Raw genomic sequence first — 22,612 nt, 5'->3', positions numbered from 1 at the left:
GATGCATCTGCTGTTTTGCGAGAACTATCGCCGGGAAGTCCTCTCGGTCCTCGGGGGGAGGAGCGGCTTCGAAGGGGTCACCGCCTCTTTCTTCCCGGGGCGTTGCGGCATCCCTCCCCTGACCCGGGAAGACATCGCCCGCTCGCTTCCCGACGACGCCGTCGCCGTGGAGATCGTCGGAGACAGCTGCCTCAGGGAGGTCGCCGACGGTTCCCCGGGCTCCTCCTGCCGTATTTACTGCGTCACTCCCTGCCTCGCGCTTTTTTTCGAACGGGAGTTCCTCGAGCGCTGCATGGCCCGGGGAGCCTACCTGATCACGCCGGGGTGGCTCGCGAAGTGGCGGGAGCGGACCGCGGTCTGGGGGTTCGACCGGGAGGCGCTGCGCGCCTTTTTCAAGGAGGCGATCCGGATGCTGGTGTTGCTGGACACCGGCGTGGAAAGCGACAGCGCGGCCACGCTGCAGGAGTTCGCGGCGCACGTCGACCTCCCCGCGACGACCATCCCGGTCGGGCTCAACTTCTTCTCCCGCAGCCTGCGCATCATCGTCCTCAGCCGACGCCTGGAGCTGGAAAAATACCGTGCCGAGCAGGCGACGGCACGGCTGCGCCAGAAATCGTCCGATTACGCCATGGCCCTGGACCTTTTGGGAAAGTTTTCCACCGTCCACGAAGAGCCGAAGACGATCCGCCTCATCCTCCAGAACTTCGACCTCCTTTTCGCCCCCCAAATACTTTTCTACCTCTGCTACGAGGAAGGGGTTCCGGTTCGCGTGTACTCGCTGCAGGGGGGGCCGCGCCGCCCGGACAAGGGGCTCATCCGGCAGGTCGTCGATTTCGACGGGACCTTTTTCTGGGACGAGAACGGCAGCGGCCTTTTTCGCGTCTCCCATGACGAGGAGACCTTCGGCGTCATCGTGGTGGGGCGGATCCGTTTTCCCGAATACGGAGAGCTGTACTGCGACCTGGCGCTTTCGGTCCTGGTCCCGATCTGCGAGCTTTCCATCGCCAGCGCCCGCAATTATCAGCGGGTGAGGGCGACCGAGCGGGCCTTGAACCGGGTGAACCGTGAGCTGAAGCGGCTGGCGGCCACCGACACCCTGACCATGATCGCCAACCGGCGCCGTTTCAACGAGTATCTGAAAAAGGAATGGCGCCGGGCTTTTCGGGAGAAGTGGGCCGTATCGCTGATCATGATCGACGTCGACCACTTCAAGGACTTCAACGACACCTACGGGCACCAGGAAGGGGACGCCTGCCTGCGCACGGTCGCCGATATCATCACCGGGTGCATCTCCCGCGCCGCCGACCTTGTGGCCCGCTACGGCGGCGAGGAATTCGCCCTGATCCTCCCCAACACCAAGGCCCAAGGGGCGGTCGTGCTGGCGGAAAAGATCCGCACCGCGATGGAGCGAGCGCGGATCGAACACTCCTCTTCGGCGGTCGCTCCCTACCTGACGCTGAGCCTGGGGGTGGCCTCCCTGGTGCCGGACGGAACCATGAACGGCAGCGATCTCGTCGCCGGCGCCGACCGGGCCCTGTACCGCGCCAAGAGACTCGGACGCAACCGCGTCGTCGCCGACAAGCCAGCGCGCCCGCCGCGTAACCCCGACTGCCACCTCACCACCTAGCCGCGTAACGCCGACGCACACCTCTGTTGTCTAACAACCACCGCAGATTACCTTTTTTCGCACCCTTTCCACCCGATCCCCCCGCGATCCTCCCGAGATAACCTGGCCTCGCCGTTACCCTTTTTCGCGCGCCCCCGTTTTGGCACGTATCCTGTTTTAAGGTTTCGTCAGGTGGCTTATCACCGGTGCAGCTCGCCCCCGGCTTCGGGATCGAGCGTTTTGCTTAATGAGGCGCCCCTGGCGCAGTGCAATCAAAAGGAGACGGGCATGGTCGAGACCGGTGAAAAACGCGGCACGATTCTGGTCGTGGACGATGCTCAATCGAGCATCGATCTGTTCAAGGAAATATTGAAAGGGGAGTATTCGGTAACCAGCGTCAACAAGGGGAAGGACGCCCTGGAAACCGCGCGCAACGCGCCGGTCGACCTGATCCTGCTCGACGTCATGATGCCGGATATGAACGGGTACGAAGTCTGCCGCCTGCTCAAGGAGGACGAACGGACCCGGGATATCCCGGTCCTGTTTCTCACCGGAGTAGACGAGGCGGCCTGCGAGGCCAAGGGGTTCGAAGCCGGCGCGGTGGACTACATCACCAAGCCGGTATCGGTGCCCGTGGTGCTCGCGCGGGTGAAAAGACACCTCGAACTCAAGCAGGCCCAGAAACAACTGGTGGAATGGAATCACAATCTCAAGGAGCGCCTGCTGCACAGCGTCGCGATGATCCGGGAGACCAGTCAGGCCCTCATGGCCTCGGACGAGCGGGTACCGCGGTTGAGCGGATATCACCAGCTGATCGAGGTGGTTTCGGGGATTTTGGAGTTCATGGGGGGAGGGTTCGGGGTGCATGCCCGGATGGTGAGCGAGATCGCCGGCGACGCGGCGCGAAAGATGAACCTCGGGGCCGACATGGTCGCGAAGGTTCGTCTCGCCGGGCTGCTGCACGACGTCGGCAAGATGGACCTGGAATCGGCATTCCGCGAGCAGATGGACCACTCGGACGGCGCGGAGCAGAGAAAGCACCCGGTGAAAGGACAACAACTCCTCCAGTCGCTGCCGGAACTTAGCGACATCGGGGAGATGATCCGGTGGCACCACGAGGCATTCGACGGTTCCGGCTTTCCGGACGGGCTGAAAGGGGAGGGTATCCCGGTCGGCGCCCGGCTGATCGCCATTGCCGACGGCATCGAACAGGCGGTGAGCTCCATCGATTCCACCAAGTCGGAATACGCCTTGAACGTGATCCGCGCCCACGCGGGCACCCTGTACGATCCCGAGCTGGTGCCGTACTTCGAAAAGGTGGTTCGGATCATCTATTTCGAGACGGCCTAGCGGGGCGCCGGGCTTTGCCGGTGGCGCCGGTCGTGATTTCGTGGTACCTTGCCCCGGTTATTTTCTAAGGGAGGATGCCCATGATTATCGTTACCGGCGGTGCCGGTCTGATCGGCAGCGCCGTGGTCTGGCAACTGAACCGGCAAGGGAGGGAGGACGTCGTCATCGTCGATCACCTGGGCGAGACGGAGAAGTGGCGCAACCTCGCCCCGTTGCGCTTTAGGGATTACCTGGAAAAGGACGACTTCCTGGCGGCGCTGCGCGGTCCCCTCGGCTCCGAGCCGGTCGAGGCGGTCATTCATCTCGGGGCCTGTTCTTCCACAACGGAGTGCGACGCGAGCTACCTGATCCGCAACAACTTCGAGTACTCGAAGCATCTGGCGAACTTTGCGCTGCAAAAAGGGGCGCGGTTCATCTATGCCTCCAGCGCCGCCACCTACGGCGACGGCGCCCTGGGGTTTTGCGACGACGAGACGACGCTGCCGCAGTTGCGTCCCCTCAACGCCTACGGGTACTCCAAGCAGCTCTTCGATCTCTGGCTGCAGCGAAACGCCCTTTTGGACCGGGCGGTGGGGCTCAAATACTTCAACGTGTTCGGTCCCAACGAGCACCACAAAGGGGAGATGCGTTCGGTCGTGCTCAAGGCGTACGAGCAGATCGCGGCGTCGGGGGCGATGACCCTTTTTCGCTCGCACCATCCCGACTACGCCGACGGCGAGCAGTTGCGTGATTTCGTCTACGTGAAGGATGCGGTCAACATGACCCTGTTCTTCCTGGAGAACCGCGCCGCCCATGGCATCTTCAACGTCGGCACCGGCAAAGCCCGTTCCTGGAACGATCTGGGCAAGGCGATCTTCGCCGCCCTGGGGCGAAAGGCGAGCATCAGCTATATCGACATGCCGGAACAGATCCGGCCGAAATACCAGTACTACACCTGTGCCGACGCCGGTAAAATCTCCGCCGCCGGGTACTCGGGGACAACCACGCCGCTCGAGGATTCGGTGGCGGACTACGTGCGAAATTACCTGGTGCCGGGACGGCATCTCGGCGACGAGGTGGAATAACTCGCAGGTACTCTCCCTGGAGGGGAGGGGGACAGGCACCTGGCGGAGCCAGTCCCCTGTGGGGCATAGGCTTGCGACGTTTGCTTTTAGTTTTCTGGCTTCTGCCCTCACCCCGGAGGGGAGGGGGACAGGCACCTGGCGGAGCCAGTCCCCTGTGCGGCATAGGCTTGCGACGTTCGCTTTTAGTTTTCTGGCTTCTGCCCTCACCCCGACCCTCTCCCGGTGGGCGAGGGATACAGGGGCCTCATGCAACAAAGATAAAAAAAAAGCCCCGGGGCATCCCGGGGCTTTTCGATGCGAAAGGGTGATCGGTATCACTGCTGTCCGACCACCAGCAGGAAAGGACCTTCCTTTTCGGCGAGGGCATAGAAATCACAGGCGGCACAGCGGGCGAGTTTGTCGGCGAATGATCCGCGTCCGGCCTCACCACAGAGCGCCCCGGAGACCCGATAACAATCGGTGCCATGGTCGGGAAAGGCCGGGCAGGTTCCCAACTCCTCTACCTTAGCTCCGCCTTCCTCACGACCGCACCTGGTGAACTCCCAACAGTTCATGTTGCCCTCCCTTGTGTGCGTTGATTCATGCTCTGTATTTCATTATCGGTCGCACACGGTCCGGGCTTGAGTAAATCCTCGCCGGCACCAAAAGAAAAACCCCGGTCGCTGTTCCAGCTCCGGGGTTTTCGGCTATGGGGTATGTCCCTTCTGCTATAACTTGGTGACGTTAGCCGCCTGCAGCCCTTTGGGTCCGTTGATGATCTCGAACGAAACGGTGTCGCCTTCGCTCAAGCTCTTAAACCCTGAACCGTTGATGGCCGAGAAGTGACAGAAGACGTCCTCACCACCCTCCTGTTGAAGAAAACCAAAACCCTTGGCATCGTTGAACCATTTCACTGTTCCTGTCGTCATTTCCTGCTTCCTCCCCGTGCGTGTTGTGATGATATCTACTGTTTGACTCCGGCAGGGATGAAGATAACAGGTTTTGTTGATAATGCAACAAAAATTAATTTGTCATAGTTAAGCAGTGCCCGTTCACATTGAGGGCGGGCCGCTCGCCGGAGCGTCATAGCCCCGCATTTTTAAAGGAGATTCGGGCGATCGCGGCCCAGTCCGCATCGGTCATCCCTTGGGCGAGGGCGGTGACGAAACGGTCGTGCACCAGGTTTGCCATCGGCATGGGGACCGAGGCTTCCTCCGCCGCCGCCAGCAGCAATCGGTTGTCTTTGAGCCCCAAAGGCATCCGGAAGCCGACCGGCTCGAAGCGATCCGCGGCAACCATCTGGCCGTAGGTCCGGTAGACGGGAGCGGTAAAAAGCGATCCGGTGAGAATCTCCAGAAAGGCGTCCGGATTCACTCCCGATTTCCTCACCAGCGCCGTCGCTTCCGCGAGTGCTTCGATCACCGTGGTGATCAGGAAGTTACCGGTGAGCTTGACCACGTTTGCCGACGGGGCATCGTCTCCGATGACGAACGTTTTTTGACCGATCGCGTCAAAGAGCGGGCGGCACCGTTCGATATCAGCTGCGGGCCCGCCCGCTACGACGAAAAGTTTTGCGGCCGCCGCAGCCTCGGGGCGCCCGAAAACCGGTGCGGCCACATACCGTTGGCCCCGTTCCCGATGCGAATCCGCGAGCCGTCGCGACAGCGACACGCTGATCGTGCTCATGGAGACGTGGACGGCATCACGGGGGAGGGCGTCGAGAACGCCCCCCTCGGCATAGACTACCTCCTCCAGGGCATGATCATCGGCAAGCATGGTGATGACCACGTCGACGTCGCCGGCCGCATCGCCCGGAGTCGAGGCGATGCGGGCTCCTGCTGCTTCCAGTTGTTCGGCCTTGCTGCGGGTGCGGTTGTAGACGGCAAGTTGGTGTCCCGCCTCGATGAGATGCGGGGCAATGGCCGAGCCCATGTTGCCCAATCCGAGAAACGCTACCTTCATGATCGCCTCCTTGTCCTGGTGGTGCGGATCTGTTGCCCTTGCGGCGCCGGCCGGGGCCTGCGCACCTTTATCAGGCGCGACTGGGCCAACGGGAATGAAAAAGCCGCGCTGCCAGTTTCTCTTGGCAGCGCGGCTTGATGTATGGAGTGCGGTATTCCGCCTTACCGGAACGCCTTAGAGAAGCTGGCGCGCCGCGGCAATGACCGCGGCATAGTCCGGCTCCTGGGTCACCTCCGGCACGTGCTGGATGTAGCGGATGGTGTTGTTTCGGTCGATGACGAAGATGGAGCGGGAAAGGAGCTTGAGCTCGTCGATCAGCACACCGTAGGCTTTGCCGAAGGAACGGTCCCGGTAGTCGGAGAGGGTGATGACCTTTTCGATGCCGGCCGCGCCGCACCATCTCTTCTGGGCAAAGGGGAGATCCTGGCTGATGGTCAAAACCACGACCTCACCCGGCAATTGGGCGGCTTCCTGGTTGAAGCGGCGGGTCTCCGTGTCGCAGACCGGGGTGTCCAGCGAGGGGACCGCGCTGATGATCTTGATCTTCCCCTGGTACGTGGCGAGGTTGACCGGGGCGAGTCCGTTGTCCACGACGTTGAAATCAGGCGCTGCGTCGCCTACCTTAAGTTCGGGGCCTACCAGCGTGATCGGGTTTCCTTTGAAAGTGATCTTCGGCATTGTTCCTCCTACCTAAAATTTTCGGGAAATGATACGGCACAATTGCCGAAATGCAAGCGGGAGAAGTCTTAACGGGGATATAGCCGATGGCCAGGATTTCCAGGCGGGCTTTTTTCTTGTCGTGCCATCGGATATTAAGTACCCTGACGCCGATCATTCATCATCGTTTTGGGTACGCCACCTGTCCTTCCGGTCCATCCTTGTTGAGGTGCAGGTGCGGTGCCTTTCGGACCAGCTCATGACCCATGTCGATCTTTCTGTTTTTCGCCGCTACATAGGCATCGATTATTCCGGTGCCGAAACGCCGACTTCGAGCCTGAAAGGGTTGCGGATCTACCTGGGGGAGCGGGACGTGCTCCCGGTGGAGGTCCGAGCGCCCGGTCCCAAGAAGTATTGGAGCCGCAAGGGGATTGCGCAGTGGCTGGCCGAGCGCCTCCGGGAGGATGTTCCGACCATCGTCGGTATCGATCACGGCTTTTCGTTTCCGCTGCGCTACTTTGAGACCCACCAACTGCCTCCGGACTGGCCCGCGTTTCTCGACGACTTTCAGGAACACTGGCCGACCGACGGAGATAATACCTACGTCGATTTCATCCGGGAAGGGGAGGTGGGGAACGGCGCCGCACGGATGGGAAGCAGCCGCTGGCGCAGGCTGACCGAGGAAAGGGCCCGGACGCCGAAGTCGGTTTTCCATTTCGACGTGCACGGCTCGGTGGCCAAGTCGACCCATTCCGGGCTTCCCTGGCTGCGGTATCTGCGGCGGGAGCTTCCCGGGCGGATTCATTTCTGGCCCTTCGACGGATGGCTGATTCCGGAAAACCGAACGGTCATCGCCGAAGTCTATCCCTCCCTCTGGAGCCGCAGCTTTGCCCGCGAGGAGCGCGACCAGGACCAGCACGATGCCTATTCGGCAGCCGCCTGGCTCCAGGAGTCGGACCGGACCGGCACGCTGCAGCGTTTCCTGCTGCCGATGCTTTCCCCTGCGGAATACCGGGTCGCCCAGGTGGAAGGATGGATTCTCGGGGTGATGTAGTCCTCATCCCCGGCATCTATTTCTGTCGAACCAAACGGAGCCTTCATGTCCACAGCGAAACGAAGCCGTACCAAGAAGGCGGGGATGGCCCCGGGAACGTTGATGCATATCGGCCGGGAGCGTTCCGTAGCCACACAGATCGAGGTGACGGAGTACGATGCCTCGCATCTGGATCACCGCCAGGTGGATAGCCTCGCGAAGTGCCTGGTCCGAAAACCGTCGCCTACGGTTTCCTGGATCAACGTCGACGGCGTCTCCGAGGTGGATGTGCTGCGGGAGTTCGGCGCCTGTTACGGGATTCACCCCCTCGTTCTCGAGGATATCCTGGCCACCGACCAGCGCCCCAAGGTGGAGGACTACGGCGATTACCTCTACGTGGTCCTGAAGATGATCTCGCCGGGAAAGCCCGGGGAGGAGATCCACTCGGAACAGGTGAGCTTTATCGTCGGCGCCGACTATCTCATCTCCTTTCAGGAGGGACTGGACGGGGACGTCTTTGCCCCGATCCGGACCCGCCTGAAGAACGAAAAGTCACGGTTGCGCAGCACCGGACCCGATTTTCTGCTGCATGGCCTGCTCGACGTCGTGGTCGACAACTATTTCGTGGTCCTGGAGCAGCTTTCCGAGCGGATCGAGGATGTCGAGGACGATTTGATCGCGAATCCGGCCCCAGCCACGGTGCATGGCATCTACCGGCTCCGCCGCCAGATGCTCTTCCTGCACAAGGTGGTCTGGCCGTTGCGGGAACTGGTGGGAAGCCTGCAACGCAGGGATTCGGAGCTGATCCAGGACGGCACCGTGATCTACCTGCGTGACCTCTACGACCACACGGTCCAGGTGCTCGACACCCTGGAGACGCTGCGGGACACGGTTTCCGGCATGATCGACATCTACCTTTCCAGTACCAGCAACCGCCTCAACGAAGTGATGAAGGTGCTCACCATCATCGCCACCATCTTCATGCCGCTCTCCTTCATCGTCGGGTGGTACGGGATGAACTTCAAGAACATGCCGGAGTATGACCTCCCGTATGCCTATCCCGTCGTGCTGGTGGTCATGGCGGCGATTGCGACCGGGATGGTGGTGTACTTCAAGAGAAAGCGGTGGTGGTGAATCGCCGGGCGTTGCCGCCTTCGGCGGATCGCGCCTGGAAAGGCGCTCCCACAGCTAAAGATGTACTGGCCGCAGTTATGTGGGGAATGCATCTGCTTCGCGATTGGGCGGTGCTGATCGCTTCGAGGAAAAGCGGTGGTGGTAAATAGCGGGGAGTTGCCGCCTTCGGCGGATCGCGCCTGGAAAGGCGCTCCCACAGCTAAAGATGTACTGGCAGCAGTTATGTGGGGAATGCATCTGCTTCGCGATTGGGCGGTGCTGATCGCTTCGAGGAAAAGCGGTGGTGGTAAACGGCGGGCGTTGCCGCCTTCGGCGGATCGCGCCTGGAAAGGCGCTCCCACAGTTAAAATTTCCTGGCAGCTCACCCCGTTCGGTTCGGGCTTGAGCGTCGTGGGCGTCGTGACCGGGTTTGCCGCGATCTTCATGGGACCGCTTCTGGGCATCCTTGGGCTCTTCACCCTCGTCATGGCCATGATCGCGGCAGTCAGATCCCGCCGCGGCGACTATTTCCAGATTCCTTTGAGCGCCGAGTTTCTGAAGTAGCATTGGTGGGCACTCTCTTTGTTCGTCTTGAAACTGAATGACACGACCGTCGGGGATCGGTTACGCAATATCGTGTATACGGCAACGGGGATTGTGATCGGAAGGCGGGTATAGTACAAGGTAGGTTGATGCTACCTTGGAGGATCTTATGCTGTCGATGGAAGACGTGAAGCACCATTATTTCTTTTCGGAAACCGACGCGGCTCTGCTCAAAGAGTTGCTTCCCATCGCCCGTGACAACTGCGATCGCATCATGGACGAGTTCTACGAGTACCTGATGCGCATTCCCGAGACGGCGGCGTTTTTGCGGGAAGAAAAGTCGATGCTCCGGCTCAAGCGGAGCCACGCGGAGTGGTTCATCAACCTGTTTTCCGGGCGCTACGACCAGGGATACCTGCACGGGCTGCAGCACATCGGCCAGGCCCACGTCCGGTGCGGCTTGAACGCGCACTACGTGAACGCGGCGATGAACGTGATCCGGCGCTGTCTCATCGAACTGCTCCAGGCCACTTTCCCGGTCATCGAGCAGCGGCGCAAATACCGGATCGCCGTGGAGAAGATCCTCGATATCAACCTGGACATCATGAGTTCCTCCTACCAGGAGGAGGAACTGCGCAAGGTGTTCCTGTCCCGCAAGCTCGAGTCGGCGCTGATCAAGGCGGCGGAACGGTTCACCTACGGGCTGAACCTCATCCTCGTGTTGGCGCTGACCGGGGTTTCCCTGTCGGTGGTGGCGCTGTTCGGGTGGGACCTGGTGCACATTTTCCAGGGGAGCTTCGAGAAGGGGATCCTGTCGGCGCTGGGGTCGCTGCTGATCCTTTGGATGATGATCGAGTTGATGGATAACGAGATCAAGACGCTCAAGGGGGGGAAGTTCAACATCCTCATCTTCATCGGGGTGATCATCGTGGCGCTGATCCGGGAGATCCTGATCTCCACCCTGCGCCACGACGCGCTGGAGACGCAGGTCTTTCTGGCGGGGACGCTCTTGATCCTGGGTATCGTTTACTACCTGGTCGCCCGGAGCCAGCCCACTACCTGATCGGTCGCCCCGGACCCCGTCGCAACGAGAAACGACAAGAACGGATGACGTTCCTGCAGCAAGCTTTGTGGACCCCCTCCCGAGGCTGAAGCCGGCGGCGTTATCCGTTCTTTTTTTTGTGTGGACCCGGTGGACCCGGGTCCACGGTTGGTGCTCGCGCTCAGTACAGCGGCTTGTGATCGTAGAGGTACAGGTGGTGGTGATCCTGCCCTTTCTGGTGATGATGTTTATGGTGCCGATGGTGGTGTTTTACCTTCTTCGGGGCATGTTTTGGTGCGTCACAGGTTGCCTGGGCCGCGGGAACTGGCGTTAAGGGAAGTAGCATCGCGGCAGCTATCAAAACGGCAATCAGCCTTTTCATTTTGATTCCTCCTCGGGGCAGCTGTCCTGCTGGGGCCCCGCTTCGTGAGGATTGGTTCACAATCTTCAGTCTAGACCTTCTTGCAGCGGCAGTGCAACAGCGCAGGGGGGGACGGAGTGGACTGGTGGACTGGTGGATGGATAGGGGGAGGGGGAGGGCAGGGCTACGGCGTGGCGACGCCGTTGGTGAAGATGGCCAGGTACTGCTGGATCAGGATTTCGTCCTGGTCGGGGGAGTGGCTGATCAGCCCCTCGGTGGCATGCACGCTTAAAAAGAAGTAGTTCACCATCCCGGCCAGGGCGAGGGCGGCATTGGTCGGATGGATGTCGGCGCGGAACTGCTTGAGCTGAATCCCTTCCTCGATGACGGTCGCCAGGGTCCGGATCACTTCGTCGATCACCGGCATCACGATCTTGGCGAAAAACATGGTCGGATTGGTGAGCTCGCTGGTGTAGAAGCGGAGCAGGTAGGCGTTGTTGCGGTGACGCTGGAAGGTCCAACGCAGATACTCCTCGATCATCTGCTGCGGGTTCGCCACCCTCTGCCTGATCTCGTGGATCTCGGCGAAACAGGCGAACTGCTGCTCCAAAACGGCCGAGTACAGCCCTTCCTTGCTGCCGAAATGGTAGGAAATCATGGAAATGCTGGTCCCGGCCGCCTGGGAAAGCTCCCGGATGCTCACCCCGTTCAATCCCCGCTCGGCGAAAAGCTTCGTTCCCACCTCCAGCAGCTTGCTGCGGCAGTCGGTTTTTTCCATGATTACCCCACTTGGTCTCTGACGTGGCGCCTACCTTAGCAAAATCTGAGACGAATTGGCAAACCCGAATTGTTTTTTCCGCTTCTTAAGCTCCGCCTCGGGCACCTCCACGGCCCTGCTTCGCCGCCTCCGGCGGATCGCGCCAGGAATGGCGCTCCCCCCGGTAAGCCGCGACATCGTGACGAAACTTGTGAATCTTGTCGAGTCGAGTCGTAGCGCGTTAATCGTCTTGCAAATAAAACCTCGTGCTGCTATGGTGTATACCCGCCGAACGAACGTTCGATTTGGAACGTGAAAAACCATGTCAGGAGGATCGAGGTAGATGTCGGAACTGCATAAGAGGATCAGGAAAACCAGCCTTCATTCCAGGATTACCACCGTGGACCAGGTCATCCCGCTGTTCAAAAACGGGATGAACGTCGGCTGGTCCGGGTTTACCCCCGCCGGCTATCCCAAGATGGTGCCTATTGCCCTTGCCGAGCACGTCGAGAAGAACGGGCTGCAGGGAAAACTGAAGTTCAACCTCTTCATCGGCGCTTCGGTCGGCGCGGAAACCGAGGACCGCTGGGCGTCCCTCGACATGATCGACCGGCGCTGGCCCTACCAGACCGGGAAGAACATCCAGGCCGGCATCAACGAAGGGCGGATCCAGATGGGTGACAAGCACCTCTCCATGTTCGCCCAGGATTTAGGCTACGGCTTCTATACCAAGGACAACGGCGGGCGGCTCGATATCGCCATCATCGAATGTTCCGCGATCACCGAGAACGGCGACCTGGTGCTCACCGCCTCCTGCGGCGCGGTCCCCGAGATCGTCCAGATCGCCGACAAGATCATCATCGAGATCAATACCTCCATCCCCAGCTTCGAAGGTCTGCACGACATCATCGAGCCGATCAACCCGCCGCGCCGGCTTCCCTACCTGGTAAGCCGGGTCGACGACCGCGCCGGTTCTCCCTACGTTCGGGTCGATTCGGACCGGATCATCGCCATCATCGAATCGGACCGTCCGGACAACGGGCGTTCCTTCAGCGAGCAGGACGATACCTCCGAGGCGATCGCGAACAACATCATCGACTTCTTCTCCAACGAGGTGAAGCAGGGGCGGCTGCCCAAGAACCTGCTCCCGCTCCAGTCCGGGGTCGGCTCCATCGCCAACGCCGTCATCGGCGGGCTCGCCAAGGGGCCGTTCTCCGGGCTCAACGTCTGGACCGAGGTGCTCCAGGACACCATGCTCGATCTCTTCGACTCGGGCAAACTCGACTTCGCCTCGACCGTCTCGCTCTCCTTCTCGGTGGACGGCTTCAAGCGCTTCTACGAGAACTGGGACAAGTACAGCAACAAGGTGCTGATGCGTCCGCTCTCGATCGCCAACCATCCGGAGCCGATCCGGCGTCTGGGGTGCATCGCGATGAACACCCCGATCGAGTTCGACATCTACGCCCACGCCAACTCCACCCTGGTGGGGGGGACCCGGATGATCAACGGCATCGGCGGTTCCGGCGACTTCCTGCGCAACGCCTACCTCTCCATCATGCACACCCCGTCGGCGCGTCCCACCAAGACCGACCCGACCGGGATCACCTGCGTGGTGCCGCACGTGCCCCACGTCGACCACACCGAGCATGACCTCGACGTGCTGGTCACCGAGCAGGGGCTCGCGGACCTGCGCGGCCTGAGCCCGAAGCACCGCGCCCAGGTCATCATCGACAAGTGCGCCCATCCGGACTACCGGCCGCTGCTGCAGGATTACTTCGACCGCTCCTGCAAGGATTGCCTGGCCCGCAAGGCCGGCCACGAGCCGCAGCTTCTGGACCGGGTCTTCAAGATGCAGGTGAACCTGGCCCAGAAGGGGACCATGAAGATCGAGAACTGGGAACTGTAGGATCCGCTTTAACCGGCAAAAAGGGGAGGGTAGCCTTGGCTATCCTCCCCTTTTTTTATTTTTGACCTTGCCTTGATGGACCAGGTGGACGTCAGGGCCGGAGTGGACTTATCGGAATTGCTGCGCGGCGGTGGGGGCGAGGCGGTTATCTCGGCGTCCTCGGCGGCCTCTGCGGTTGCTTTTCACCAGGGGCGCTTGTTCCAGGCGAGCCAGTAGTAGTCCAGGTCGCGCAGAAGCTGGCTGAAGGTATCGAAATCGACCGGCTTGGAGACGTAGCTGTTCGCGTGGTACTGGTATGCCATCGCGATGTCGCGTTCGGCAGTGGAGGTGGTCAGGACCACGACGGGGATGCTCTGGAGTTCCTCCGAGGTCTTGATCTGCTTCAGGACTTCCAGGCCATCGATCTTGGGGAGCCTCAGGTCGAGCAGGACCAGGTGGGGCCGGGGAAACTTCTGCTCGTCGGCATACTGGTTGCGGCGGTGCAGAAAATCGAGCGCGGCCTCGCCGTCCTCGACGTGGAAGACCTTGTTGGCGAGCTTGGACTCTTCCAGGTTACGCAGCGCGAGCTCGGCATGATCGGGGTTGTCCTCGACCAGAAGGATGCAAAGCGGTTCACCGGTCATCAGGTTTCTCCTCCAGCTGTGGTGGCTGCCGGAGCAGGAGCTCCCGGCAGGGTAAATACAAAGGTGCTCCCCATTCCCACTCCTTCGGACTCGACCCAGATCCGGCCGCCGTGGAAGTCGATGATGCGGCGGACCAGCGCCAGCCCGATCCCGGTCCCCTCGGTACGGGCGTCGAGCTTGTTGAAAAGCCCGAAAACGGTCTCCTGGTACTCCGGGGCGATACCGAGGCCGTTGTCCCGCACGAAAAAGACCGGCTTGCCGTCGGGCTCCCGGCTCCCGATCTCGATCGCGACCGGGGAGCGGTCGCCCCGGTACTTGATCGCGTTCTCCACCAGGTTCTGCAGCACTTCGGCGATCCGGGGGCGGTCCGCGTAAACCTCGGGGAGCTCCGGTTGCACCGTGATCTGCGCTCCCGATTGGCTGATCGGCCCGGACAGCTGGGCCAGTACTTCGGCGGCGAGCGCGTTCATGTCCACGGGGACGGGGGGATTGGTGATCCTCCCGATCCGGGAGAGCTCCAATAGGTCGTTGAGGAGGAGCCCCATCTTGTCCGCGGCATCCATCACCCGGCGCAGGTCGCCGTCCATCCGGTTGTACCGTCGCACCGCCAGGTCCTTGAGGACCGCTCCGGCAAATCCCTTGATGGTGATGAGCGGGCTCTTCAGGTCGTGGGATACGGTGTAGGTGAAGCGCTCCAGCTCGGCGTTTTTCGCCTCGAGTTCCGCCTCCCGCGCCTGGCGTTCCCTGACCTCCTCCTCTAAATGCCCCGCCTGCTCCAGGAGGGCATCCTGGGCCGACATCCGCTCGAGAACCTCCTCTTCCAAAAGCGCCTTCTGTTCGTTAAGGCTTGCCTCCCGCTGCTCGAGGGCATCGCACATCTTGTTGAAGGAGCGGGAAAGAACCCCGAGCTCGTCGTCCTCCCCGACCGGCACCTTCTGGGGGAGCTCGTCGTTCAGCGACCTGCCGACCGAGCGCTGCAGGGAGACCAGCGGCGTGAGCACGGTCCGCCTGATGCAGGTGGTGAGGATGGCGATCATGACGGCAGTGAGCACCAGGAACAGGAGCACGTTGACGATGATCGCCCGGCCCAGCGCGGCGTTGGCCTGGGCCGGGCTGAGCTGGAGGCGGACGTAGCCGATGATGAAACGGGAATCCTGGCTTTTGTTGTAGTCGTGGTAGAAAACCGGGCTGTAGAACTCGACGTGGGTCCCGTCGTCAAAGAAAAGCGTCTTTTGATGTCCCTTGAAGTACTGGACCGCCCGTTCGGAAGGGGGGACCCCCATCTCGTTTTTGGGGTAGGCATCGTAGGCGATCCAGACGGTGGAGAAGACCTGGGCCAGCACCACGTCCTGGGCGTAGCTGATCTTGTTGATGTGGCTGATCAGGTCCACGTTTTCCGAGGCGAGCCCTTCGTCGACCGACATGGCCAGCGATTCGGCCATGGTCACCCCCCGGGCGGTCAGCTCCTTGCGCACCCCTTCCCGGTAGGAATAGAGGTAGAAGCAGGAGGAGAGGGCACCGAAGGCTAAAAGCAACAGCGCGGTAAAACCGGTGACCTTGTGGTTCAGCGACCTCCTCATCGAATCTCCGCCAACGCCGGCAGTCCGAGAGCGGAGATATGGGTCTGCCCTTCCTTGCTCAGGACCCAGTCGACGAACCGGCGCGCCTCGGGCTTGGCGTCTTTGGGGAGCACCAGGTAGAGGTACCGTTTGAGCGGGTACTTCCCGGAGATGATGGTCGCTTTGGTCGGGGCGACCCCGTTAAAGGCGAGGAGCTTGACGTTGCGCTTGCGCGCGCTGCCGTAGCCGGTGGAGGCAAATCCTTCCGGATGGCGCTCGACGAGCTGCTCCCAGACCGCGACCGAGGAGGCCTGCAGCGACGAGTTGGCCACGATCTGGGGGCGCTTGCCGTTCAAAAGGTACTTCTCCAGCGCTTCGCCGATCCCTCCGAGACCTTCCGGGGTGGTGACGTAGGAGATGAGCCTCAGGTTGTCGCCCCCTATCTGCTTCCAGCTGGTGACCCGACCGTCGTAGATATCCCGGACCTGCTGGGGAGTGATCTCGTTCACCGGGTTGCGCTTGTTGACGATGAAGACCAGGGCGTCCCAGGCGACCGGGATCACCCGGAAATCCTTGTTGGGGGGGATCTTGCGCTGGCAGGAGGCCGCGATGTCGACCCGGTCCGCTCCCAGTTCGCTCAAACCGACAATGCTGCCGCCGCCGCGCACCAGGATCTTCTGCCCGGTCTTTTTCTCGTAGAACCGGGCGAGGTCGTTGAGGTAACCGAGGTTGCTTACCGAGCAGCCGCTCACCATGACCGGCTCCGCCGCGGCGATCATCGGGAGGGTGAGTAGCCACGCTGCGACCAACAACAGGAATCGATGGATCATCTGCCACCTCCTTCGTCAGACCGGCTCCTGCCGGTCGAGGGTTTCACGAATCCTGGTCAGCAGGTCGGACGCCTTCACCGGCTTGCGCAAAAGGTTGTCCCCCTCCTGGAGATCACCCCGGTTCTTGATGACGTCGGCCGTGTAGCCGCTGGTGAAGAGGACCTTGACCTCCGGGTTGATCTGCAGGATCCGCTCCGAGGCCTCCTTGCCGTTCATCACCGGCATGATGATGTCCATCAGGATGAGCCGGATGCGGTCCTGGTGCGCGGCGAACTTGAGCACCGCCTCCTGCCCGTTGGAGGCGCGGATGACGTCGTAGCCCCGCTGGGTCAGGATGGACGCCATCATGTCCTGCACGTGCGGGTCGTCCTCGGCAAGGAGGATGGTTTCGGTGCAGGGAGTCGGTGCGACCTCGGCGAGTACCGGCGGCCGGGCGCTCGCCCGCGCCGAGATCGGGAGGTAGATCTGGAAGGAGGTCCCCCGTCCCGGTGCGCTCTCGACATCGATCAGCCCGTTGTGCTGGCTGATGATCCCGTACACGATGGAGAGGCCGAGCCCGGTCCCTTTGCCCCGGTCCTTGGTGGTAAAGAAGGGATCGAAGATCTTGGTGCGGGTCTCCTCGGTCATGCCGTGGCCGGTATCGGAGACGGTCAAAAGGGCAAAGCATTCCGGCGGCTTTTGGTGAGGCGGGGAGACCGTCAGCGGGGGGGAGAGCGACAGCGTGGTGGTCAGGGTGAGCGTGCCGCCGCGGGGCATGGCGTCCCGGGCGTTGGTGGCAAGGTTCATGAGCACCTGCTCGATCTGCCCGGAATCGACCACGACGTCCAGGCGCTCGTGGTAAAGGTCGGTGCGCAGGGTGATGTCTTCCCCGATGATCCGGATCAGGAACTTTTCCACCCCGCGCACGATGTCGTTGAGATCGGCTGGGCGCGCCTGCATCTCACCTTTGCGGCCGAAGGCGAGGAGGCTGCGGGTGAGGTTGGCGGCCCGGTCGGCGGCCGCGGCGACCTGCTCCACCTTGTAGCGGTTCGGGTCGTCGCCCCCCATCGAGTACTTGAGCATTTCGCAGAAGCCCCCGATCACGGTGAGGATGTTGTTGAAGTCGTGGGCGACCCCCCCGGCGAGGAGCCCCAGCGCCTCGAGTTTTTGGGAGTGGCGCAGCTGTTCTTCCAGCTTGAGCCGCTCGCTCAAGTCCAGGGCGATGGTCAAAAGGTGCGGCCGCCCCTCGACGTTGATCTGGTCGATGAAGTACTCGCACTTCAGCGTGGTCCCGTTTTTGAGGCAGACCGCGGTCTCGGTCCCCTGGACGTGGTCCCCCTGCCGGATCAGCTCCATGAGGCGCTGGCGCATCTCCTCGGTTACCAGCCCGATCTCGACGGTGGTCCTGCCGATCACCTCTTCCTTGCGGTAGTTGGTAAGGCGAAGAAAGACCTGGTTCACGTCGATGATCTTGCCGTCGTCCAGCGACGAGATGGCCATGATCATGGGGGCATTGTCGAAAGCCTTGGCGAACTTTTCCTCGCTCAGGCGCAAGGTGGCCTCCGCCTGACGGCGCTCCGCGATCTCTTTTTTCAAAAGGACGGTCTGCTGTTCCAGGGCCTCCTGGGCTTTCTGGCGCTCGGCCACCTCGCGGGCGAGGACGCGGGCCTGTTCCTCGAGCGCCTTTTCGGCCCGGCGGTGCTCGACCATGAGGTCCCACTCCCTGAGAGCGCGCTCCACGATCCGGGGGAGTTCGTCGAAGGTCTCGGGCTTCTTGACGACGTAATCGAGGGCGCCGGACTTCATCGCCTCGACGGCCACCTGCTCGTTGCCGTGGGAGGTCATCAGGACCACCGGAAAACGGTCGACGGCGTGGGCGATGATGTCGCGGCCGTCCCCGTCGGGGAGCCGATAGTCGGTCAAGACAATGTCATAGCTGCGGGAAAGGATCTCTGATTGGGCGGTGCGGAGGGAATCGGCAACGGTGAGCTCGTAAGAACTGTCACAGTCGGAAAAGCCTCGACGGATCAACTCGGCATGGCTTTCATCATCTTCAATTACCAGAATTTTTCTCTTCTGCCTGGCCAAATCCATAAACATTGCTGCTCCACAAAAGAACGGCCACAAATACTCGGGCGGGCGGGGCTATGTCGGAAAAGTACTGAGAAGACCCCAAGCTTAAGCCAGGGCTAACGAATATTACCTTAATGCTCAAAGTATGCAAGGAATTTGTGATAGAGATCACCGGTACTTACATACATTGTCCAGCCGGAACTGCCCACCTGGGTTGCATGCAATTGCCGATAAATACTGGGGTTGCGTCGGGTAGCGATCCGATTGCTCCCGCGCGGAAAAAAAGAAGGGCCGGCTCCCCTTCCCGCGCTACGAGGAAGAGGGGCCGGCCCTGGATGGCCGGTTGGGAGCCGGTTCAATTGGATGGTGGCTGCAGCAGTGCCTCAAGGTCGTCCATCAGGGAGCTCGCGTTGACCGGTTTGTGGTAGATCTTGGCAAATCCGTCGTAGGCCTCCTGCACGTCGTGCAGGGGGAGGCCGGTCAGCGCCACAATCGGCGTTTCGACCCCCCGGGCTCGGATCAGCTCGGCGGCGGATACGCCGTTCATCCCGGGCATGACGAGATCGGTGATGACGACGTCGAACCGTTCCCGGCTCACCGTCTCCAGAAGTTCAACACCATTGGTCACCGCGACCACGTCGTACCCCTCGAGCTTGGCGAATTTCGCCAGCGCTTCCCGGGTCGCGATCTGGTCGTCGGCAATCAGCATACGTTTGCGTTCCATAGCTGCCCTCCTTGGTTAGAGAACGAGCGTCGATAGCGCGTAGACGACGAAAGAGACGATCATGCAGACCGAAATTACCAGGGTAGGGTGGAGCAGGCAGAACCCGACGAAGGGGGTCATTTCCCCCCGGGCCACCTTGGTCAGGATTTCCGCGCTCCGGTTGCCCCGGCCCTCCTCCAGAATCTGCAGCATTACCGTTGCGGGGATCGGCCCCCGCGAGCCGTTGGTCAACATCTTTCGCTGTGCCATACCTTCCTCCAAAATCTGCTTCTGCCAGCTCGGCAACCTAATTAGGGTGAAGATTAGATGTGGATAATGATATCGCATCTTTTTAAAAAAACACCAATACTTCTTTGCCGGAGGAAGAGGTTACCGGTAGAAAATCCGCGGCACCCACTAGAATACGCGGATGTTCTGGCGGCGGATCTTTTCGGGGCCGCCCTTCTTTACCTGGCGCCGCGGTAGGCCGGCCGGCGCGCGAGCGGCAGACGTTCCCAAGTTGCTTGGGATTGGAAAAAACTCATGTATGATTGTCCTCGGCCCGGAGCCGGCCCGGATCTTCGGATCCAGGGCGGAAATAATGGCGACCGTTACAGGGGGAGGGGGATATGCCCGGCAAAAGCGATCAGGAGATCATCCAGGCGGGATACGAGGCGTCGGTCGGACAAGTCTACGCCATCTTCTTTGAATCGATGGCGTCGACTCAGTCGGAAGGGACCCAGCGGCAGGCCGAGGAGAGTTTCATCAGGGGAGTAAAGCTGGCGCGCCAGGTCCGCGACCGGGCGCTGCAATTGCTTGAGGTGGGGAACCGGTGACCCGGTAGGGAAAGACCTCTTCAGGCTCTGGCTGAGCTGAGAGGGGAGGGCGGCGTGTCATGCAAAAACGGAGGCCTCAGGTTGGGGCCTCCGTTTTTGTTTTCGTTTTTTGTCGTGAAGGGAAGCCCCTGAAGGGGATCATTCAAGATAGCTTTCAAAGCAGGCGCGATATTCCTCCAAGCCGAGACGAACGGCCTGCTGGGTTGCCTTGGCAAAGCAGTCCAGGTTGATCAGTGAGTTCACGTTGGCGTCGTTATCCACCGCCTCCCACAGCCTCAGGGCAAAGGCAGCGTTGAGATCCTCCACCGCTTCGCAGATCTCTTTCAGCCCTTCCAAATCCAGGTCCGTCGGAAGTCCCTCGGCATGGCGGAAATACTGCGCGGTCAGGTACATCGAAACCATCCGATAACCGGTCTCCTCCACGGTGGCAAAGGGGAGATGGAATCGGGCCATCGGCCGGAACGGGTCCAAAACGGGACACCCGCTGGTCGCCATGACCAGTCCGATCAAGGAACTGAGCCCCAGTTGGAGAGAGGTGGCGGCGGCAAAGGAGCGTTGCCGGGTGAGCACCGTAACCTGAACCTCCTGGAAGGAGAGGTGACCGCGAAAGGTGGCCACGATGTCGGCCAGATTGGCCGCGACCGGGCAGTGCCGATGGGCCGAGGCATCCAAACTGCAGTTCGGGCAGCGGTATTTCTCCAGCCGGGTCCACTCGGGAAGCTCCCCGCGGTCCGCAGGGCGCAGCAGCAGGGAGCTTCCCGGATCCAGGACCACTGCATGCTCGAAGCAGGTTCCATCCGGGAAGCTGAACCGGTACCGTATCTCGTCCTGGTTTACCGTCTCCTGCGCCTGGTTTATTGATTCGTCAGCCATAAAGCTCTCTTTGCAGTTACCTGCGCTCACCTTCGCACCCCATCCCTGCCAGGCCTTCCGGCAGCAGGAGATGGCCGATGGATTGTGTCTCTACTGACTTTTGTTCATGCCGATTAGCGTCAATCTTCAGCATCACGTCCCTCTCCCCTTCAAGTGGGGGCTCGCGTGAGCGCGGCTTGCAACGAGGTGAGGGATGGGGCTCCCCGAAATCAGCAATTTAACCCCATCTTCACCCCGACCCTCTCCTTGAAGGAGAGGGAGGTTATGGGGCTTACTGAGAATTGGCGCCAATCGAGTTGTTCATTCAGATTCCCATGCAAAGGTACTTGACCTCGAGGAACTCCTCGATGCCGTACTTCGATCCCTCGCGACCGATGCCGGATTCCTTCATCCCTCCGAAGGGAGCGACCTCGGTGGAGATGAGGCCGGTATTTATGCCGACCATCCCGTATTCCAGCGCCTCGGCCACCCGCCAGACGCGGGTGAGGTTGCGGCTGTAGAAGTAGGAAGCCAGCCCGAACTCGGTGTCATTGGCCATTTTCACCGCTTCTTCGTCGGTCTTGAAGCTGAAGATCGGGGCGAGCGGGCCGAAGGTCTCTTCCCGCGCGACCACCATTTCCGGGGTCACCCCGGTGACGATGGTCGGCTCAAAGAAGGTTCCCCCCCGGGCATGCCGTTTCCCGCCCAGGACGATCTTGCCCCCCTTGGCAACGGCATCCGCGATGTGCTCTTCCACCTTCTCCACCGCAGCCTCGTCGATCATCGGTCCCAACTGAACCTCTTCCTTGAGGCCGTCGCCGATTTTCATCTTGGCTACCGCGGCGATGAGCTTCTCCACGAAGGCGTCGTAGACCCCCTCCTGGACCAGGATCCGGTTGGCGCAGACGCAGGTCTGGCCGTTGTTGCGGTACTTCGAAATCAGCGCCCCCTCCACGGCGGCGTCAAGGTCGGCGTCGTCGAAGACGATGAACGGCGCGTTTCCCCCCAACTCCAGGGAGACCTTCTTGACCGTCCCGGCGCACTGCTCCATGAGCTGTTTGCCGATCTCGGTGGAACCGGTGAAGGTGAGCTTGCGGACGATCGGGTTGTCGGTCATCTCCTTGCCGATCGCGCTCGACGACCCGGTGATGACGCTGAAGACCCCGGCGGGGATGCCGGCGCGCTCGCCGAGTTCGGCGAGGGCCAGGGCGGAGAAGGGGGTGGCGGTGGCGGGCTTTACCACCATGGTGCAGCCGGCGGCGAGCGCCGGACCGGCCTTGCGGGTGATCATGGCGGCGGGGAAGTTCCAGGGGGTGACCGCCGCGCAGACCCCGATCGGTTCCTTGATGACCACGATGCGCTTGTCCGCGGCGTGCCCCGGGATGGTGTCACCGTAGGTGCGTTTACCTTCCTCGGCGAACCACTCGATGAACGAGGCGGCGTAGGTGATCTCGCCCATCGCCTCGGCGAGCGGTTTGCCCTGCTCGGCGGTCATGATTTTGCCGAGGTCCTCGCGGTTGGCGATCATCAGGTCGAACCAGCGGCGCAGCACCTGGGCGCGCTCCTTGGCAGTCTTGGCCCGCCAGGCCGGTAAGGCGTCGCGGGCCGCTTCGATGGCGCGGCGGGTCTCCGCCGTCCCCATCTTCGGGATCGTTCCCAGCACCTCGCCGGTGGCGGGGTTCGTGACGTCGATCGTTGCGCCGCCGTCCGCGGCCATCCATTTGCCGTCGAGATAACAGAGTTGTTTCAGCAGAGCCGGGTCGTTGAGTTTCAGCATCAAACAT

At 61.5% G+C, this 22,612-nt stretch carries 23 protein-coding genes; 9 read left to right on the top strand and 14 right to left on the bottom strand.

The window, feature by feature from the left end:
- The first annotated feature begins 1 nt into the window (after nt 1).
- The 3 genes from JFN93_RS05440 to rfaD all read left to right on the top strand — a co-directional run bounded on the left by JFN93_RS05440 (nt 2) and on the right by rfaD (nt 4,020).
- Nucleotides 2-1,627: a GGDEF domain-containing protein gene (locus JFN93_RS05440; protein ID WP_199382989.1), complete on the top strand. Its 1,626-nt coding sequence runs from the start codon at nt 2-4 to the stop codon at nt 1,625-1,627.
- A gap of 267 nt (nt 1,628-1,894) precedes the next feature.
- On the top strand, nt 1,895-2,956 hold the full coding sequence (locus tag JFN93_RS05435; protein ID WP_199382988.1) for a response regulator: 1,062 nt from the start codon (nt 1,895-1,897) through the stop codon (nt 2,954-2,956).
- An 80-nt stretch (nt 2,957-3,036) separates the two neighbouring features.
- Complete coding sequence (gene rfaD, locus JFN93_RS05430) at nt 3,037-4,020, top strand: ADP-glyceromanno-heptose 6-epimerase (RefSeq protein WP_199382987.1); 984 nt, start codon at nt 3,037-3,039, stop codon at nt 4,018-4,020.
- Nucleotides 4,021-4,334: 314 nt separating this feature from the next.
- On the opposite strand, the gene JFN93_RS05425 is transcribed toward rfaD, so the two are convergent.
- The 4 genes from JFN93_RS05425 to tpx all read right to left on the bottom strand — a co-directional run bounded on the left by JFN93_RS05425 (nt 4,335) and on the right by tpx (nt 6,639).
- On the bottom strand, nt 4,335-4,574 hold the full coding sequence (locus JFN93_RS05425) for a two-CW domain-containing protein (RefSeq protein WP_199382986.1): 240 nt from the start codon (nt 4,572-4,574) through the stop codon (nt 4,335-4,337).
- Nucleotides 4,575-4,727: 153 nt separating this feature from the next.
- Complete coding sequence (locus JFN93_RS05420; protein ID WP_199382985.1) at nt 4,728-4,928, bottom strand: cold-shock protein; 201 nt, start codon at nt 4,926-4,928, stop codon at nt 4,728-4,730.
- Between the two features lie 154 nt (nt 4,929-5,082).
- Nucleotides 5,083-5,961 carry an NAD(P)-dependent oxidoreductase gene (locus tag JFN93_RS05415; RefSeq protein ID WP_199382984.1) on the bottom strand — a complete coding sequence of 293 codons (879 nt, stop codon included), beginning with the start codon at nt 5,959-5,961 and terminating at the stop codon, nt 5,083-5,085.
- Between the two features lie 174 nt (nt 5,962-6,135).
- Entirely contained in the window at nt 6,136-6,639 is a 504-nt protein-coding gene (tpx, locus tag JFN93_RS05410; protein ID WP_199382983.1) for a thiol peroxidase, read from the bottom strand.
- 214 nt (nt 6,640-6,853) lie between these two features.
- On the opposite strand from tpx, the gene JFN93_RS05405 reads away from it, so the two are divergent.
- From JFN93_RS05405 to JFN93_RS05390, 4 genes are all read left to right on the top strand, one after another.
- Nucleotides 6,854-7,672: a hypothetical protein gene (locus JFN93_RS05405; RefSeq protein ID WP_199382982.1), complete on the top strand. Its 819-nt coding sequence runs from the start codon at nt 6,854-6,856 to the stop codon at nt 7,670-7,672.
- Between the two features lie 45 nt (nt 7,673-7,717).
- Nucleotides 7,718-8,785 carry a magnesium/cobalt transporter CorA gene (corA, locus tag JFN93_RS05400; RefSeq protein WP_199382981.1) on the top strand — a complete coding sequence of 356 codons (1,068 nt, stop codon included), beginning with the start codon at nt 7,718-7,720 and terminating at the stop codon, nt 8,783-8,785.
- Nucleotides 8,786-8,920: 135 nt separating this feature from the next.
- On the top strand, nt 8,921-9,328 hold the full coding sequence (locus JFN93_RS05395) for a DUF4870 domain-containing protein (RefSeq protein ID WP_199382980.1): 408 nt from the start codon (nt 8,921-8,923) through the stop codon (nt 9,326-9,328).
- A 148-nt stretch (nt 9,329-9,476) separates the two neighbouring features.
- The gene (locus JFN93_RS05390) at nt 9,477-10,370 is read left to right on the top strand and encodes a protoglobin domain-containing protein (RefSeq protein ID WP_199382979.1); all 894 of its coding nucleotides are present in this window, start codon (nt 9,477-9,479) and stop codon (nt 10,368-10,370) included.
- A gap of 160 nt (nt 10,371-10,530) precedes the next feature.
- Here the strand turns inward: JFN93_RS05390 and JFN93_RS05385 are convergent, their stop codons facing one another.
- Nucleotides 10,531-10,731 (bottom strand): hypothetical protein, encoded by a 201-nt coding sequence (locus JFN93_RS05385; RefSeq protein WP_199382978.1) that lies wholly within the window; start codon nt 10,729-10,731, stop codon nt 10,531-10,533.
- Nucleotides 10,732-10,894: 163 nt separating this feature from the next.
- Nucleotides 10,895-11,488, bottom strand: coding sequence for a TetR/AcrR family transcriptional regulator (locus JFN93_RS05380; protein WP_199382977.1), 594 nt, complete (start codon nt 11,486-11,488; stop codon nt 10,895-10,897).
- Nucleotides 11,489-11,810: 322 nt separating this feature from the next.
- Between JFN93_RS05380 and JFN93_RS05375 the strand changes: the two genes are divergently transcribed.
- Complete coding sequence (locus tag JFN93_RS05375) at nt 11,811-13,373, top strand: acetyl-CoA hydrolase/transferase C-terminal domain-containing protein (protein WP_199382976.1); 1,563 nt, start codon at nt 11,811-11,813, stop codon at nt 13,371-13,373.
- A gap of 182 nt (nt 13,374-13,555) precedes the next feature.
- On the opposite strand, the gene JFN93_RS05370 is transcribed toward JFN93_RS05375, so the two are convergent.
- The 6 genes from JFN93_RS05370 to JFN93_RS05345 all read right to left on the bottom strand — a co-directional run bounded on the left by JFN93_RS05370 (nt 13,556) and on the right by JFN93_RS05345 (nt 19,410).
- Complete coding sequence (locus JFN93_RS05370; RefSeq protein WP_199382975.1) at nt 13,556-13,996, bottom strand: response regulator; 441 nt, start codon at nt 13,994-13,996, stop codon at nt 13,556-13,558.
- Nucleotides 13,996-15,576, bottom strand: a complete 1,581-nt coding sequence (locus tag JFN93_RS05365) for an ATP-binding protein (protein WP_199382974.1) — start codon at nt 15,574-15,576, stop codon at nt 13,996-13,998. Before JFN93_RS05365 ends, JFN93_RS05370 begins: the two co-directional genes overlap by 1 nt.
- Nucleotides 15,573-16,385 carry a substrate-binding domain-containing protein gene (locus tag JFN93_RS05360; RefSeq protein ID WP_199382973.1) on the bottom strand — a complete coding sequence of 271 codons (813 nt, stop codon included), beginning with the start codon at nt 16,383-16,385 and terminating at the stop codon, nt 15,573-15,575. The genes JFN93_RS05365 and JFN93_RS05360 overlap by 4 nt, the downstream gene beginning before the upstream one ends.
- A gap of 15 nt (nt 16,386-16,400) precedes the next feature.
- Nucleotides 16,401-18,464, bottom strand: coding sequence for a response regulator (locus JFN93_RS05355; protein ID WP_236021544.1), 2,064 nt, complete (start codon nt 18,462-18,464; stop codon nt 16,401-16,403).
- Nucleotides 18,465-18,792: 328 nt separating this feature from the next.
- On the bottom strand, nt 18,793-19,161 hold the full coding sequence (locus JFN93_RS05350; protein ID WP_199382972.1) for a response regulator: 369 nt from the start codon (nt 19,159-19,161) through the stop codon (nt 18,793-18,795).
- A 15-nt stretch (nt 19,162-19,176) separates the two neighbouring features.
- Complete coding sequence (locus JFN93_RS05345; RefSeq protein ID WP_199382971.1) at nt 19,177-19,410, bottom strand: hypothetical protein; 234 nt, start codon at nt 19,408-19,410, stop codon at nt 19,177-19,179.
- Nucleotides 19,411-19,769: 359 nt separating this feature from the next.
- Here JFN93_RS05345 and JFN93_RS05340 point away from each other — a divergent pair, with 359 nt between their 5' ends.
- Nucleotides 19,770-19,976: a hypothetical protein gene (locus tag JFN93_RS05340; RefSeq protein ID WP_199382970.1), complete on the top strand. Its 207-nt coding sequence runs from the start codon at nt 19,770-19,772 to the stop codon at nt 19,974-19,976.
- 138 nt (nt 19,977-20,114) lie between these two features.
- Here JFN93_RS05340 and JFN93_RS05335 read toward each other — a convergent pair whose 3' ends face one another.
- Together JFN93_RS05335 and gabD are read right to left on the bottom strand one after the other, a co-directional pair.
- A complete protein-coding gene (locus JFN93_RS05335) occupies nt 20,115-20,849 on the bottom strand; it encodes a DUF6901 family protein (RefSeq protein ID WP_199382969.1) in 735 nt (244 codons plus the stop codon).
- 304 nt (nt 20,850-21,153) lie between these two features.
- Nucleotides 21,154-22,605, bottom strand: a complete 1,452-nt coding sequence (gene gabD / locus JFN93_RS05330) for an NADP-dependent succinate-semialdehyde dehydrogenase (RefSeq protein ID WP_268898781.1) — start codon at nt 22,603-22,605, stop codon at nt 21,154-21,156.
- Nucleotides 22,606-22,612 lie beyond the last annotated feature (7 nt).

The organism is Geomesophilobacter sediminis (genome assembly GCF_016458275.1).
GTDB classification, from domain to species: Bacteria; Desulfobacterota; Desulfuromonadia; order Geobacterales; family Geobacteraceae; genus Geomesophilobacter; species Geomesophilobacter sediminis.
This window is presented reverse-complemented; position numbering and strand designations above follow the sequence as displayed.

Excerpts from the sequence above, each read along its gene's own strand:
- JFN93_RS05440 (WP_199382989.1), top strand. The coding sequence starts at position 2 with ATGCATCTGCTGTTTTGCGAGAACTATCGCCGGGAAGTCCTCTCGGTC.
- JFN93_RS05435 (WP_199382988.1), top strand. The coding sequence starts at position 1,895 with ATGGTCGAGACCGGTGAAAAACGCGGCACGATTCTGGTCGTGGACGAT.
- rfaD (WP_199382987.1), top strand. The coding sequence starts at position 3,037 with ATGATTATCGTTACCGGCGGTGCCGGTCTGATCGGCAGCGCCGTGGTC.
- JFN93_RS05425 (WP_199382986.1), bottom strand. The coding sequence starts at position 4,574 with ATGAACTGTTGGGAGTTCACCAGGTGCGGTCGTGAGGAAGGCGGAGCT.
- JFN93_RS05420 (WP_199382985.1), bottom strand. The coding sequence starts at position 4,928 with ATGACGACAGGAACAGTGAAATGGTTCAACGATGCCAAGGGTTTTGGT.
- JFN93_RS05415 (WP_199382984.1), bottom strand. The coding sequence starts at position 5,961 with ATGAAGGTAGCGTTTCTCGGATTGGGCAACATGGGCTCGGCCATTGCC.
- tpx (WP_199382983.1), bottom strand. The coding sequence starts at position 6,639 with ATGCCGAAGATCACTTTCAAAGGAAACCCGATCACGCTGGTAGGCCCC.
- corA (WP_199382981.1), top strand. The coding sequence starts at position 7,718 with ATGTCCACAGCGAAACGAAGCCGTACCAAGAAGGCGGGGATGGCCCCG.
- JFN93_RS05390 (WP_199382979.1), top strand. The coding sequence starts at position 9,477 with ATGCTGTCGATGGAAGACGTGAAGCACCATTATTTCTTTTCGGAAACC.
- JFN93_RS05385 (WP_199382978.1), bottom strand. The coding sequence starts at position 10,731 with ATGAAAAGGCTGATTGCCGTTTTGATAGCTGCCGCGATGCTACTTCCC.
- JFN93_RS05380 (WP_199382977.1), bottom strand. The coding sequence starts at position 11,488 with ATGGAAAAAACCGACTGCCGCAGCAAGCTGCTGGAGGTGGGAACGAAG.
- JFN93_RS05375 (WP_199382976.1), top strand. The coding sequence starts at position 11,811 with ATGTCGGAACTGCATAAGAGGATCAGGAAAACCAGCCTTCATTCCAGG.
- JFN93_RS05370 (WP_199382975.1), bottom strand. The coding sequence starts at position 13,996 with ATGACCGGTGAACCGCTTTGCATCCTTCTGGTCGAGGACAACCCCGAT.
- JFN93_RS05365 (WP_199382974.1), bottom strand. The coding sequence starts at position 15,576 with ATGAGGAGGTCGCTGAACCACAAGGTCACCGGTTTTACCGCGCTGTTG.
- JFN93_RS05360 (WP_199382973.1), bottom strand. The coding sequence starts at position 16,385 with ATGATCCATCGATTCCTGTTGTTGGTCGCAGCGTGGCTACTCACCCTC.
- JFN93_RS05355 (WP_236021544.1), bottom strand. The coding sequence starts at position 18,464 with ATGTTTATGGATTTGGCCAGGCAGAAGAGAAAAATTCTGGTAATTGAA.
- JFN93_RS05350 (WP_199382972.1), bottom strand. The coding sequence starts at position 19,161 with ATGGAACGCAAACGTATGCTGATTGCCGACGACCAGATCGCGACCCGG.
- JFN93_RS05345 (WP_199382971.1), bottom strand. The coding sequence starts at position 19,410 with ATGGCACAGCGAAAGATGTTGACCAACGGCTCGCGGGGGCCGATCCCC.
- JFN93_RS05340 (WP_199382970.1), top strand. The coding sequence starts at position 19,770 with ATGCCCGGCAAAAGCGATCAGGAGATCATCCAGGCGGGATACGAGGCG.
- JFN93_RS05335 (WP_199382969.1), bottom strand. The coding sequence starts at position 20,849 with ATGGCTGACGAATCAATAAACCAGGCGCAGGAGACGGTAAACCAGGAC.
- gabD (WP_268898781.1), bottom strand. The coding sequence starts at position 22,605 with ATGCTGAAACTCAACGACCCGGCTCTGCTGAAACAACTCTGTTATCTC.